The organism is Cellulomonas oligotrophica (assembly GCF_013409875.1).
Taxonomy (GTDB): domain Bacteria; phylum Actinomycetota; class Actinomycetes; order Actinomycetales; family Cellulomonadaceae; genus Cellulomonas; species Cellulomonas oligotrophica.
The window spans coordinates 383,223-397,047 of record NZ_JACCBK010000001.1; the positions used below are offsets into that span (position 1 = coordinate 383,223).

The window sequence follows — 13,825 nt, forward strand, 5'->3', positions numbered from 1 at the left end:
CAGGGTTCTCGGCGCGGCCGTGTTCGTCGTTTCTCCGGGTCGCGCGGAGCGCCCCAGTGCTCTCCTTCTCGACCTCGGTGCGAGCGGATGCGCCTAGTTTCTGTTATTAGGCTCCCTCGAACGCCCTAGTGACGCCGGTGGGGCGGCCCCGGACCACCGGAACCGCCCCACCGCACATCACCCGCCAGACCACTCAGACCGCGTCGGCCCCTCCGACACCGGCGGGCCCGACCGTCGCACCCGCCGGCACCTGCCCCGGGGCCCCCTCGGCAGCCAGCACACCGTCGCCGACCACCCGGACGCCCGCGCCGAACGACCAGTCCCCCCGCACGCGCAACGACGACGCCTCCACCAACGACGGCACCTGCCCCAACCGCGCGTCGAACGCCGCGACCGTCGCGTAGAACTCCGGGTCCAGATCCACCAACGGCGCACCCACCCGAGCCACCAGCCGGTGCTCCGCATCCGTCTCGTACACGTCCGACCGCAGCACCAGCAGGTCGTTCGTCGTCTTCACCGGCAAGAACCGCGACCGGTCCACCTCCAGCACCGCAGCACCGTCGAACACCTCGATCGCCGCACCCATCGCCGACTCGATCTGCACCACCCGCGGCGACGTCTTGTCCGTCGGGTCCACGGTCTTCTCGTTCCGGATCAGCGGCAGGTCCAGCACCCCACCCGTCCGCTCCAGCTCCGCCGCCAACGCCCGCAGGTCCAGCCACAGGTTGTTCGTGTTGAAGAACCTGTGCCGCCCGATGTCCCCCGCCGCACCCGCGTCCTCCGCCGGCGTCTGCGCCGACTCCCGCAGCACCAGACGCCCGTCAGCACGCCGCACCACCAGATGACCACCCTTGCGGTCCGCCGGCGTCCGCCGCGCCACCTCCGCCGCGAACGGCGCACCCGACGCCGCGAACCACCCCGCGATCCGCGCGTCCGGCGTCGCCCCCAGGTTGTCCGAGTTCGACACCGCCGCATACCGGAACCCCGCCGCCAGCAGCGCCTCCAACGCCCCCGACGCGACCAGGGCCGTGTACAGGTCCCCGTGGCCCGGCGGGCACCACTCCAACGACGGGTCCGCCGCCCACTCCACGGGGCTCAGGTCCTCCACCCGCAGCTTCGGCTCCCGGTTCTGCACGAAGTCCAGCGGCACACCCTCCACCGCCAGCTCGGGGTACGCCGCCAGCGCCGCCAACGAGTCCTCCCGCGTCCGGAACGAGTTCATCAGCACCAGCGGCAGCCGCGCACCCGTGGCCTCCCGCGCCGCCAGCACCTGCGCCGCGATCAGGTCCAGGAACGTCCGCTCCCCCCGCACCGGCAGCAACGACTTCGCACGATCCATCCCCATCGAGGTCCCCAGACCCCCGTTGAGCTTGACCACCGCTGTCACCGCCAACGCCTGCGCACCCGCGGCCGCATCGACCTCCAGGTCCCCCAGGTACGGCACGTCGACCAGCGGATCGACCTCCTGCTCCGGGATCATCCCGGTCCGCCCGGACTCCAGGAGCCCGTAGAAGCGGGTGAACACGTCCACCGCCGTGGCAGGCACGCCGGCGTCGCGCATCTTGAGCTGGGCACGGGCAAGTCCGTCTGCACTCATGCCCACGACTCTAGGAGCACACCCCACCACCCGGCCCGGTGACCCGTGTCACACGATACGTATGCGCTGGTCACGACACCCATCACGGCGCGTCGCCCCCACCCGACACCCGCAACGCACCCAGCTGCGCCTCGTACACCCCCCGCAGCTCCGCCAACCGCTCCACCGTCGACCGCTCCGCAGCCGCCACCGCCACCTCCGCCGCCACCCGCTGCTCCTCCAGCCGCGCCTCCAGCACCGCCACCCGCGACCGCACCACCTCCCCCTCACGCTCCAGCACCGCCACCCGCTCCTCCCGCGCGACCACCAACGCCCCCAGCTCCTCCCGACGCGCCACCCCCTCCGCCACCAGCGCCTCCGCACGCACCAGCGCCAGCCGCACCTCCTGCACCTCCCCCCGCAGCACCTCCACCACCCGCTCCCCCGCGACCACCGACGCCTCCGCCCGCTCCCGACGCCCCACCTCCTCGCGCAGCTCCTCCCGCAACGCAGCCACCGACCCCTCAGCCGACGCCACCGCCCCCTCCAGCACCCGCACCCGCTCCAGCGCCCGGTCCAGATCCGTCTCCACCCGCACCAGCTGCGCCGCCTCCTCCTCCAGCCGCCCCGCCAGATCCCGCACCTGCGCGAACGCCCCGTCCCGCTCCCGCCCCACCAGCACCTCGCGCTCGCGGGCCTCCTCGAGCTGGCGGGTGGCCTCGGCGGCCAGCGCACGGGCGGCCGAGGCCTCGGCGATCGACTCGTCGGCGGCGGCCTCGGCCTCCTCGCGCAGGCGCTCGGCCTCGGCCGCAGCGGCCTCGGCCCGTCGGCGCCGGGTGTCGGCCTCGGCGGCGTTGGCCCGGGCCTCCGCAGCCCGTCGTTCCGCGGAGGCGGTGACGCTGGCCATCTCGACCTCGACGGCCTCGACGTCACCGAGCGTGCGCAGGTCGGCCACCACCGCGGCGGTGAGCGTGGAGAGCTCGCCCACGGCCGCCTCGACGCGCTCGACGAGCGTGCCGGCCCGGACGCGTGCGGACGAGACGGGCGCGGCGTCGGTGACGTCCGTCGGCTCGTCGCGGCGCTCGACGACCTCGCGGCGCGCACGGAACGCCGACGCGCGGGTGTGCCCCGGGTCGTCGCAGTAGGCGGGCGGGCGGCCCCGGCCGTCCCCTGCCGCCACGGGGCGCTCGCACCCGGGGTACCGGCACGTGCGTGCGCCCTCGTCGGGGGTGTCGTCCGCGTGGGCCTTGTCGTTCCGTTCCGTCATTCCGTTACCGTATCGCGGGCGAGCACGGAAAGGATGCGCTAGGAGCGGCTGACGCAGCGGTTCGTGACACAGTGAGTGACATGTGGACCATCCGTGCAGTTCAGCCACATGTTTCCACTTGTCACGCTCTCAACCGGGGTGCGAGAATGGGGTCTGCCGGGACCCGCCGGTGGCACCCCAGGAGGACGAAACGTTGCCCCGGTCAGACCTGCCCGTGCGCGAGTACACGACCAGCTCCGGGGCCACCCGGTACCGCGCGACCGTCGACGCGGGGGTGCATGCCGGCACCGGACGACGACGGCAGGTCACCCGCGTGTTCGCCACCCGCCGCGAGGCCCGCTCGTGGGTGGCCGCCACCCGCACGGACGTCGCCCGCGGTGCCTACCTCGCCCGGAGCGCCGACACCCTCGACGCGCTCTGCCAGCGCTGGCTCGACGGTCGGCGCGACGTCCGCGAGATCACCGTCCAGGGCTACCGCTACGCGCTCGTGCCCGCGCGCCGCCGGCTCGGCGAACGACGCGTCCAGGAGCTCACGGTCGCCGACCTCGACGCCCTCGCCGAGTGGATGCGCCGTGAGGGCGGCCGCGGCGGGCGGCCCCTGTCCCCCCGCTCCGTCGCGGCGACGCTGGGCGCGGTGTCGCAGGTGCTCGACCTGGCGATGCGTGAGGAGCTCGTGGCGCGCAACGTCGCGCGCATGGTCAAGCGTCCCCGGCAGGTGCGCCGCGACGCCGCCCGGTGGGACGCCGCCCAGGCCGCTGCGTTCCGCGCCCACGTGCTGCCCGACCGGCTCGCCGCGGCGTGGTTGCTCAGCCTCGCCGGCCTGCGGCGGTCGGAGGTGCTGGGTCTGCGCTGGGAGGACGTCGACCTCGACGCCGGGACCGTCCGGGTCGAGCGCGGCCGCGTCTCGGTCACGGCCACCACGGACGCCGTCGACGAGCCCAAGTCCGAGCAGTCCCGACGCGTGATCCCGGTGGGCCTCATCCCCGGGGTCGTGCCCGCGCTGCGGACGCTGCGCACCCGGCAGGCGGCCGAGCGCCTGGCCCGCGGCACCGGCTACCGCAGCGCCGGCTACGTGGTGGTCGACGAGCGGGGCCGCGCCCCGCGCCCCGAGTGGTACTCCGACCGGTTCGCCGCGCTCTGCCGCGAGGCCGACGTCCCCGTCATCCACCTGCACGCGACCCGCCACACCGCGGCCGACACCCTCCTCGCCGCCGGCGTGCCGGCGGTCGACGTCGCCGCCTGGCTCGGCCACACGACGGAGGTCCTGCACGACCGGTACGGCCGCTCCACCCCGGGCGGGATCCGCGCCGTCGGCGAGGCGCTAGCGCGCGCGTACGGCGGCTGACACATCGGTGGGCGCGGCCCGGTGACGGCCGCGCCCACCACGCTCACCCCGTGCTCAGTCCAGGCCGCCCCACCGCATCGGGTTGGTGGCTGTCGAGGCGAACACGAACCACGACGTCGCCCCCACGTGCTGCACCTGGAAGTAGCCGAACCCGAACCCGGAGTCCAGCAGGCTCGATGCGGCGACGACGCCGCCGTCGACCTCGACACCACCGAGGTGCTGCCCCGCGCCCAGGACGTCCTGCGCGTGCTGCACCTGCGTGAGCAGGGCACGTGCCCGCAACCGGTCCTGCCGCCCGCCCCGGTCCGCCAGGGCCGTGGCCAGCTGCCCCGTGCCCTCGAGCCACACCCCCTGCGGGTGGACGGTGATCCCGTTGTACTGCGCCGTCGACGTCAGGCTCGCGGTGCTGAACGTCACGCCGGACACCTGCTCGCCGGCCGGCATCTGCGACGTGGGGGCACCCGCGACGTCGGTCACCGCGAGGCCCGTGCGCGCCCAGTCCAGCGCCCGCGAGTACCGGCGGTCACGCATCGCCAACCAGGACCACGTCGCCGGGTCCAGCGGCACGGGGTCACGGTTGATCTCGACGCCGTCGTTGGTACCGGTCCAGAACCAGCCCGACGCCGGCTCCCACATCCGCGCCACGAAGGCCCGGGCGTGGGCCTCGGCACGCGACCAGGCGCGGTCACGGGTCACCGTGCGCAGCATCGAGAAGAACGCGACGCAGTCCACGTTGTGCTCCGTGGATCCGTTGGGGACGGGCTCGTCGGCGCCGTTGCGCCCGAACGAGAACCCGCCGAGCGGCTGCGTCGACCACGTGTTCGCCGTGATCCACTCCCCGATGCGCACCGCGGCGTCCTTGTAGCGACGATCACGCGTGCGCCTGTAGAGCTGGAGCAGGGCGATCCCGGGCCAGGCCATGTCACCGACCGCCGTGCCGAGGAACCCGAACTGCCAGCCGATGTTCGCGGTGCCGTCGGGCTGGACGAACCCGTGCGGCTGCGGGTTGCCGTCGTAGAACGTGTACGGGCCGACGTTGTAGCCCTGGCGCAGGCGTCCGTCGTCGTGCACGGGGTCGTGCTCCTGGGCGTAGACGAGGCCGTCGCCGAGCACGCGCGCGGTCGCGAGCGTCGAGCGCCGCCCGTCGGCGAGCAGCGCGAGCACCGCCAGCGCCGTGTCGTAGACGAACGCGGTGCTGAACAGCCCCAGCTCGTCGGTGTAGCTCTGCGCCAGGCGCGGCCCGGTGTTGATCGTCGGGTACGCGTCCGTCGCCGCCTGGAGGAACGCCAGCGCCGCCCGCTCGGAGCGGGCCCCGCCGTGGTGCGAGCCGCCCGCCAGGACGGGTCCGGGCAGGCGCGCGGGCGCCGCCGCGGCGGCAGCGCTCCCACCGGCTGCCACCGCGGCGGTCGCACCGGTGATCGCCAGGAAGGTCCGGCGGGCCAGCGGGCGCGCCTCGTGCCGTGGTGCGTGGTCGTCGTGCGGCCGGGAGTTCGTGGCTGCGGTCATCGCAAGTCCCCTCGCTGCGTGGTCGGGCCGCGACGCTGCGACCCGCGCTCAGCGTAGGGACTGCAGCAGACCGCCGGAAGGCTCGCCCGGGCCTCCCCTGCAGGGCGCTCCTGGGAACCGCGGTGGACAGGGCGGGCGGCGCGCGACGCTCCTTCGTCGTGGCCGGGTTTCGCTCCTGTTGCGCCTTGCTGTTGGGGCGCCTGGTTTGTGCGCCTGTTTCGGTTATCACCGATGGTCCCGGAAGAGGCGCTCGAGGATCCGCGAGAGCGACGAGCCGCGGGCGGGGCTCTCCGCCCGACCGGTCACGCGTCCGCCCCGCCGGCACCTCGCGCAGCCCCGGAGGTGCCGGTGGTGCCACGCTTCCCCTCGACGTCCGGACGCCGCACGGACGTCGACCCGCTCCCCCGCACGCGCAGTGGCGGGCCTGTCCGCCGAGCGGCATGGCCTGGTCCACGCGCCTGCTTCTGTTATCAACACTCTCTCGGGCGGCCGAGCCACGGCGACCGTCACCGCACAGCGCACCCAGCGCGGGCGGCGACCGCGCAGCGAGCCCCGGCGGCCGGCGTCACGCACCGGCGAGGCGCGACAGGCCGGTGCGCAGGTCGTCGGCCGTGGCGGTCAGGGAGATCCGCACCCACCCCTCCCCCTCGGCACCGAACGCCGAGCCCGGGGCCACCGCGACGCCGTGCTCGGCGACGAGGCGCCGGGCCCACGCGTCGACGTCGCCACCGGTGCGGTCGGACACGTCCGCCCACAGGTAGATCCCGCCGTCCGCGTGCAGGTACGGCACGCCGTGCGCGTCGAGCAGCCCGGCGGCGAGGTCGCGGTGGGCCCGGTACGTGCGCGCCGCCGCCTCGACCTCGTCCTGGGGACCGAGCAGCGCGGCGACGGCCCCGTGCTGGGCGGGGGTGTTGACGCAGGAGACGATCGCCTCCTGCACCGACGCCATCACCGGGAGCACCGCGTCCGGCACCACGAGCGCGCCGACGCGCAGCCCGGTCATGGCCCACGTCTTGGAGAACGTGTGCAGCGTGAGGACCCGCTCCTCGTCGAAGCGTGCGGCGGGGACGTGGGGCCGGTCGAAGGTGAACGCCTCGTAGCACTCGTCGGCCAGGACCCACAGGTCGTGACGACGGGCGAGGTCGACGAGCTCGGCGGTCAGCGCCTCCGGGAGCACGGTGCCCAGCGGGTTCGACGGGGTGTTGAGCACGAGCACGCGCGTCCGGTCCGTCACGAGGCGCTCGATGCGGTCGGGGTCGGGCAGGAACCCGTCGGCCGCACGCAGCGCGTACGGCACGGGCCGGCCCTGCACGAGGTGGGTCGCCATGACGAACGGCGGGTAGCCGGGGTCGGGCACGAGCACCTCGTCACCCGCCGCCACGGTGAGGCTCAGCGCCAGGTGCAGCGCCTGGGACCCGCCGGCGGTCACCCAGACGCGGCGGGCCGGCACGTCGAGCCCGAACCGCTGCGCCAGGCGCGCACCGAGGGCCTCCCGCAGCGGCGCGATGCCGGCGTTGGCGCTGTACCGGGTGTCGTCGCGCGCGAGGGCGTCGGTGGCGGCGGCGAGCACGTGCGCCGGGGTGGGCAGGTCGGGTTCGCCGACGGACAGCACGATCGCACCCGGCGTGGCCCAGGCCAGCTCGGTGACGCGGCGGATCCCGGACCCGGGGACGGTGGCGACGTGGGGCGCGAGGCGAGGCACGGCGCGCAGGGTAGTCCTCCCACGTGTCGTGGGCGTTCCGCCCGCGAGCGCGGAGGTCGGCGACTGCGGGTGACGGGGCCGCGGGTGGGGTGCGGGGTGGTGAGAACCGTGCGCGGCGCGCGCCCTTACCGATGTTTGATTGTCTAGCCGATGCTGGCGTGGGGTCGTGCCTATGGATGAGCGCCCCTCGGACGCCGGGCGGGCGGGGAGCGCGCGGGTCTCGGCGTCCCCCGGCGGCGCCCCGGTCCGTGATGCGCAGGGGGTCGGCTGGCCGGTGTTCACGACCGAAGGGGTCGAGTGTCGGGGGCCGATGCGGTGCACGGCCCGCGGGCGGGGCGCAGCGCCCGGACGGGACCGTACCGGGCGGCGGTGGCTCCGGGGATCGCGGACGCCGAGGTGCTGCTGCCGTCGGCGACGGCGGCGCTGGTCGCGGAGGCGTCGGCGGAGATCGCGCGGTTCGACGGCGAGACGCACGCGGCGACGACGTCGTTCGCGGCGCTGCTGCTGCGCACGGAGGCCGCGAGCTCGTCGCAGATCGAGAACCTGGCGTCCTCCCCCGAGGCCGTGGCGCTGGCCGAGCTCGGGCGACGGGGGCGGGCGAACGCGGACGAGATCGTCGCGAACGTCACGGCGATGACGCGGGCGCTGCAGGTGGAGGAGCGGCTCGACGGCGCGGCGATCCTGGCGATGCACCACGCGCTGATGGTGGGGCACATGCCGGCGGCGGCGGGACGCTGGCGGCAGGAGCAGGTGTGGATCGGCGGCAGCGGGCGCAGCCCGCACGGTGCGGACTACGTCGCGCCCGTGCACGGGCGGGTGCCGGCCGGGATCGAGGACCTGGTGGCGTTCATGGGTCGGGACGACGTCCCTCTCCTGGCGCAGGCGGCGCTGACGCATGCGCAGTTCGAGTCGCTGCACCCCTTCCCTGACGGCAACGGGCGGACCGGTCGTGCCCTGCTGCACGCGCAGCTGCGCCACGGGGGGCTGACCCGTGAGGCGATCGTCCCGGTGTCGGCGGGCCTGCTGACGGACACCGACCGGTACTTCCGGGCTCTGACGGTGTACCGCGACGGGGACGTGGTGCCGATCGTCACCGAGGTCGCCCAGGCGGTGTTCCCGGCGCTGGCGAACGCGCGTCGGCTCATCGCGGACGTGAGCGACGCGCGGGCGGCGTGGGGCGAGCGGATCCGTGCGCGCCGTGGTGCTGCCGCGTGGGCGCTGGCGGACCTGGTGACGACGCGGCCGGTCGTGGACGCGCGCCTGGCCGCGAGCGCGCTGGGGGTGTCTGCCGTGAACGCGCAGCTGGCGATCGACCGGCTCGTCGAGGACGGCGTGCTGAGCCAGATCGGGCACGGTGCCCGGGACCGGGTCTGGCAGGCCCCGGAGGTGCTGGCGGCGATGGACGGCTTCGCGGAGCGGTCGCACCACCGGGTCTGGTGATCGTCGTGCGGCTGCGTGGGGGCGTGCGCGGACGGGGCGGCGTGCCTTGCGCCGGCCCGCGGGTCCTCAGAGGTCGGGGGTGGTGCGCACGTGGGCGCGCTGCCCCTGCCGGCCGACGAGGCTGAGGTACTCGACGGGTCCTGCGCTGGTCGCGCCGAACCAGTGCGGGGTGCGGGTGTCGAACTCCACGGCCTCGCCTGCACGCAGGCGCAGGTCCTGGTCGCCGAGGAGGAGCCTGAGGGCGCCGTTGGGGACGTAGGCCCAGTCGTAGCCCTCGTGGGAGCGCAGGTCGGGCGGGGTGTCGTCGCGGCCGGCGGGGAGGACGAACTTGTAGGCCTGCACGCCGCCGGGTCGGCGGGTGAGCGGGATGATGACGGATCCGTCGGCGCAGGCCAGGGGGCGCAGGTCGATGCGGGGGTCGGCGGTGCGTGGGGCGTCGACGAGGGAGTCGAGCGTGACGCCGTGGTAGCGGGCGAGGGGCAGGAGCTGTTCGAGGGTCGGGCGTCGTCGCCCTGCCTCGAGGCGTGCGCCGCCGCTCACGCCGCCGGGTCTCCGGCTGCGTCACCGCGCGAGAGGACCACCTCGACCATGACGACCCCCTCGGTGCCGGGCACCCGCACCACCGCACCGGTGATCGACGCCCCCTGCGCAGACGCGCCGTCCTGTGGGCCGTCTGCACCGCCCTGATGGCCGTGGTCGCCTCGGTGTCCGGCCTCAACGTGGCCCAGCCGCAGCTGGCCACGACCTTCGAGGCCTCCCAGGGGCAGGTGCTGTGGATCATCAACACGTACACCCTGACCCTCGCTGCCCTCCTGCTGCCCGGTGGCGCCGCCGGCGACCGTCTAGGGCGCAAGCGGGTGCTCACGGCCGGTCTCGTGGTCTTCGGCGTCGCGAACGTCGCCGCCGCCGTCGCGCCCGTCACGGAGGTCATGGTCGCCGCCCGGCTGCTCAGCGGGGTGGGCGCCGCGATGGTCATGCCCGTGACCCTGTCGGTGATCACCTCGACGTTCCCCGACGCCGAGCGGTCCCGGGCGATCGGGACGTGGACGGCGGTCGCCGGGGGCGGCGGGATCCTCGGCATGTACCTGTCCGCCCTGCTGGTCGACGTCGCGTCGTGGCGGTGGCTGTTCGCCCTGCCCGTTGCGCTGACCGCCGCGGCGCTGCTGATCGGCGCCCGGGCGGTGCCGGAGTCCCGGGAGCGCCTGCCGGGACGCTTCGACCTGCCCGGTGCGCTCACGGCGGTCGTGGCGACCGTCGGGTTCACGCTCGCGCTGCACGAGGCGCCCTCGCGCGGGTGGGACGACTCCCTCGTCGTCGCCGCGCTCGTCGCGGCCGTGCTCGCGACCCTCGGCTTCGTGGGCTGGGAGCTGCGCACGCCGTCGCCGCTGCTCGACGTCAGGCACTTCCGCAGCCGCGGCCTGTCGTCCGGCACGACGCTGCTGCTCGTGCTCTTCGGCGTGCAGGGCGGTGTCGCTCTCGTGCTCTACCCGTACTGCCAGGTCGTCCTCGGCTGGAGCGGGCTGCTGTCCACCGTCGCGATGATGCCGCTGGCCGTGCTCATGATGATCGCCTCGGGTGTCGCGCCGGGCGTCGCCCGCCGCGTCGGGCCCCGCACGACCATGGTGCTCGGCCTCGCCCTCGCCACGACGGGGCTCGCGCTGCTGGCGGCGCTCGTCTCCCCCGACGGCGGGTACCTCGGCGTCCTGCCCGGTCTGGCCGCGATGGGTGCCGGGGCAGGGCTCGCCATGACCCCGTCGACCGAGGCGATCACGTCCTCGCTCCCCCGCGAGCAGCAGGGTGTGGCGTCGGCGATCAACGACCTCACCCGCGAGCTCGGCGCGGCGCTGGGCGTCGCGCTCCTCGGCGGCCTGCTGGTCGCCGGCTACCAGGACGCGATCGCGGGCCGCCTCGACGGGGTGCCCGCCGCCCTCGCCGCCGCCGCGGGCGAGGGGATCGCCCGTGCCGACGCCGTGAGCCGTACCGCGGGCGCCCACGCCGAGGTGATCCGCGACGCCACCCGGGACGCGTTCGTCGCCGCCTGGCAGGACGCCATGTGGGTGGGCGTCGCCGTCATGGCGGTGCTCGTCGTGGTCGTCCTCGTGCGCGGACCGCGGAGCACCCGAATCGCCGAGTCCGCCGGGGAGCGTCGCTGACAGCGAGCGACTGCTCCGCGACGGAGACGCACGAAGGGCCCCGCACCAGAACTACTCCGGTGCGAGGCCCTTCGACGGTCGGGCTGACAGGATTTGAACCTGCGACCCCTTGACCCCCAGTCAAGTGCGCTACCAAGCTGCGCCACAGCCCGTCGGCCCCCGTGAGGGCCGTCGAGAACTCTACCCCACCGGACGGGCGTGCTGGTCCGCGCGCCGCAGGGTCGCCAGCTCGGCGCTGACGACACCGAGGACGACGAGGTCGACGACCAGGCCCCACGACGCGTCCCACTCGGAGAGGCGGAAGAGGAAGAACTGCGTCACCAGGACGCTGACGAGCACCGCGCGACGGAACCAGCGGTACCCGGGGACGACGTCGGTGCGGACCCGGAACAGGCCCACGACCGCGAGGGCGGTGCTGACCAGGCCGCCGAGGACGGCTCCGGCCGCCACGAGACGCAGGTCCTCCGAGCCGTCCCAGGCGCGGATGCCGCGGGCGACGGACAGCACCGACGAGCCGACGAGGACACCGACGGCCAGCCAGGGCACGAACCGGGCGCGCACGAGGCCGTGCAGGAGGTCGACCGTGGTGCGCGCCACGGCGCCGACGGGGTCGGGGAGCTCGGCGTGGTCCTCCTCGACCGACCGCAGGAGGGCGGCGGCCTCGGGGGCGCCGGGGATGTCCCCCGCGGCCGCCAGGTGCGCCTCGGCACGAGCACGCGCCGCGGGGCTGAGGCCGCCGACGACACCGGCCACCGCGAGGTCGACGGCGGCCGCCAGGTGCTCGCGCGGGTCACGGGGGCGGCGGCCGTGGACGGCCTCGGCGAGCAGCCCCAGGGCCACGATCGTGGCGTACACGATCGCGGCGGTCGGCTCGTAGAAGTAGTCGTTGTCGCTGGTGACGAACTTGCCGACCTCGTCGACGAACAGCCCGAAGCCGATGCCGCCGACAAGGGCCGCGAGCGGGCGCAGAGCCGGTCCCACGAACAGCAGGAGCACGCCGAACGCGACCGCCATGAGCAGGCCGCCCCACAGCACGTGCGCGACGTGCAGGCCGCCGCCGCCGATCTGCGGGTAGCCGGTCGCGGCCAGGAACGCCCGCGTCACCAGGACGGTGAGCGCGGCGACGGCGAGGAACGTGCCGACGTGCTCCGTGCCGCGCGGGTCGCGGGGCAGGCCGCGGCGCAGCAGCCCGTCGGTCGCGACGCGGCGCACGTCGAGGTGCGCCGCGTCGTCCGTCGGGGACGCGCCGGGGGCCTGGCCGCGACCCGCCGCGGTCATCGCCGGCGCTTCTCGCGCACCCGCACCGAGATGGTGATGGGCGTGCCCTCGAAGCCGAAGGTCTCGCGCAGGCGACGCTCGATGTACCGGCGGTACCCCGGCTCGAGGAACCCGGTGGCGAAGATCACGAACCGCGGCGGGCGGGTCGAGGCCTGCGTGGCGAACAGGATGCGCGGCTGCTTGCCGCCGCGCAGGGGGTGCGGGTGCGCGGCGACGAGCTCGCCGAGGAACGCGTTCAGGCGCCCGGTGGGGATGCGGGTGTCCCAGGACTCCAGGGACCGCTCCAGGGCCGGCACGAGACGGTCCGTGTGCCACCCGGTGCGCGCCGAGACGTTCACGCGCGGCGCCCACTGCACCTGCACGAGGTCCTGCTCGATCTCGCGCTCGAGGTACGGGCGGCGGTCCTCGTCCATCAGGTCCCACTTGTTGTACGCCACCACGAGCGCACGACCGGCGTCGATGACCTGCTGGATGATCCGGGTGTCCTGCTCGGTCATCGGCTGGGACGCGTCGACGAGGACGACCGCGACCTCGGCCTTCTCGATCGCCGCCTGGGTGCGCAGGGAGGCGTAGAAGTCCGCGCCGGACGTCTGGTGCACGCGGCGGCGGATGCCGGCGGTGTCGACGAACACCCAGGGCTTGCCGCCGAGCGCGACGAGCTCGTCGACGGGGTCACGCGTGGTGCCCGCCGTGTCGTCGACGACGACACGCTCGGAGCCGACGACCTTGTTGAGCATCGACGACTTGCCCACGTTCGGGCGACCCACGAGTGCGACGCGCCGCGGCCCGTCGGGCAGGGCCACGCCGTGCGCGGAGACCGTGGGCAGCGCGTCCATCGCGGCGTCGAGCATGTCGCCCGTGCCGCGCCCGTGCAGCGCCGAGATCGGGTGCGGCTCCCCCAGGCCCAGGCCCCAGAGGGTCGCGGCGTCGGCCTCGACCGCCGGCCCGTCGACCTTGTTGGCGACCAGGACGACGGGCTTGCCGGCCCGGCGCAGCAGGCGCACGACCTGCTCGTCGGTGTCGGTGGCGCCGACCGTGGCGTCGACGACGAACAGCACCGCGTCGGCCAGGGAGATCGCGACCTCGGCCTGCTGGGCGACGCGCGCGTCGATCCCCGCGACGTCGACCTCCCAGCCGCCGGTGTCGACGAGCGTGAAGCGGCGCCCGGACCACTCGGCGGGGTAGCTCACGCGGTCGCGGGTCACGCCGGGGTTGTCCTCCACGACGGCCTCGCGGCGCCCGAGGATCCGGTTGACGAGGGTCGACTTGCCGACGTTCGGGCGTCCGACGACCGCAAGCACCGGCAGGGGCGCCGCCGGGCCCTCGGCGTCGACGTCGTCCCCGTCGTGGTCGAGGAGCGCGAGGTCCTCGTCCGCGAGGTCGTACTCCTGCAGCCCGGCGCGCAGGGCGCGCTCACGGGCCTCGTCGTCCACGTCGTCGCCCGCGAGGGTGACGTCCACCTCGGGCGCGTCCTCGTCGACGGTCAGGAGGTCGTCGGCGGGCGTCGGCTGGGCGGGGTCAGGCTGGTCCATGGGGCCATTCTCCCCTGCCGGGGCCT

The 13,825-nt window shown here is 75.0% G+C and carries 10 protein-coding genes and 1 tRNA gene; 3 read left to right on the forward strand and 8 right to left on the reverse strand.

Annotation, left to right across the window (positions count from 1 at the left end; translation table 11 throughout):
* Window positions 1–193: 193 nt before the first annotated feature.
* Both BKA21_RS01745 and BKA21_RS19885 read right to left on the reverse strand, forming a co-directional pair.
* Window positions 194–1,597, reverse strand: a complete 1,404-nt coding sequence (locus BKA21_RS01745; RefSeq protein ID WP_140458907.1) for a UTP--glucose-1-phosphate uridylyltransferase — start codon at window positions 1,595–1,597, stop codon at window positions 194–196.
* 82 nt (window positions 1,598–1,679) lie between these two features.
* Window positions 1,680–2,843, reverse strand: coding sequence for a hypothetical protein (locus BKA21_RS19885; protein ID WP_179625295.1), 1,164 nt, complete (start codon window positions 2,841–2,843; stop codon window positions 1,680–1,682).
* Window positions 2,844–3,036: 193 nt separating this feature from the next.
* On the opposite strand from BKA21_RS19885, the gene BKA21_RS01755 reads away from it, so the two are divergent.
* Window positions 3,037–4,188 (forward strand): tyrosine-type recombinase/integrase, encoded by a 1,152-nt coding sequence (locus BKA21_RS01755; protein ID WP_140458906.1) that lies wholly within the window; start codon window positions 3,037–3,039, stop codon window positions 4,186–4,188.
* A 54-nt stretch (window positions 4,189–4,242) separates the two neighbouring features.
* Here BKA21_RS01755 and BKA21_RS01760 read toward each other — a convergent pair whose 3' ends face one another.
* Both BKA21_RS01760 and BKA21_RS01765 read right to left on the reverse strand, forming a co-directional pair.
* Window positions 4,243–5,694: a Tat pathway signal sequence domain protein gene (locus BKA21_RS01760; protein WP_239072786.1), complete on the reverse strand. Its 1,452-nt coding sequence runs from the start codon at window positions 5,692–5,694 to the stop codon at window positions 4,243–4,245.
* Window positions 5,695–6,259: 565 nt separating this feature from the next.
* Window positions 6,260–7,396: a pyridoxal phosphate-dependent aminotransferase gene (locus BKA21_RS01765; RefSeq protein WP_179625296.1), complete on the reverse strand. Its 1,137-nt coding sequence runs from the start codon at window positions 7,394–7,396 to the stop codon at window positions 6,260–6,262.
* 369 nt (window positions 7,397–7,765) lie between these two features.
* Between BKA21_RS01765 and BKA21_RS01770 the strand changes: the two genes are divergently transcribed.
* Window positions 7,766–8,836, forward strand: coding sequence for a Fic family protein (locus tag BKA21_RS01770; RefSeq protein ID WP_239072787.1), 1,071 nt, complete (start codon window positions 7,766–7,768; stop codon window positions 8,834–8,836).
* Between the two features lie 66 nt (window positions 8,837–8,902).
* Here BKA21_RS01770 and BKA21_RS01775 read toward each other — a convergent pair whose 3' ends face one another.
* Window positions 8,903–9,376, reverse strand: coding sequence for a helix-turn-helix domain-containing protein (locus BKA21_RS01775; protein ID WP_140458904.1), 474 nt, complete (start codon window positions 9,374–9,376; stop codon window positions 8,903–8,905).
* A gap of 146 nt (window positions 9,377–9,522) precedes the next feature.
* Between BKA21_RS01775 and BKA21_RS01780 the strand changes: the two genes are divergently transcribed.
* On the forward strand, window positions 9,523–10,989 hold the full coding sequence (locus tag BKA21_RS01780) for an MFS transporter (protein ID WP_140459206.1): 1,467 nt from the start codon (window positions 9,523–9,525) through the stop codon (window positions 10,987–10,989).
* A 78-nt stretch (window positions 10,990–11,067) separates the two neighbouring features.
* Here the strand turns inward: BKA21_RS01780 and BKA21_RS01785 are convergent.
* The 3 genes from BKA21_RS01785 to der all read right to left on the reverse strand — a co-directional run bounded on the left by BKA21_RS01785 (window position 11,068) and on the right by der (window position 13,799).
* A tRNA-Pro gene (locus BKA21_RS01785) sits at window positions 11,068–11,141 on the reverse strand.
* A gap of 28 nt (window positions 11,142–11,169) precedes the next feature.
* On the reverse strand, window positions 11,170–12,267 hold the full coding sequence (locus BKA21_RS01790) for a hypothetical protein (protein WP_239072788.1): 1,098 nt from the start codon (window positions 12,265–12,267) through the stop codon (window positions 11,170–11,172).
* Window positions 12,264–13,799: a ribosome biogenesis GTPase Der gene (gene der / locus BKA21_RS01795; protein ID WP_239072789.1), complete on the reverse strand. Its 1,536-nt coding sequence runs from the start codon at window positions 13,797–13,799 to the stop codon at window positions 12,264–12,266. Before der ends, BKA21_RS01790 begins: the two co-directional genes overlap by 4 nt.
* Window positions 13,800–13,825 lie beyond the last annotated feature (26 nt).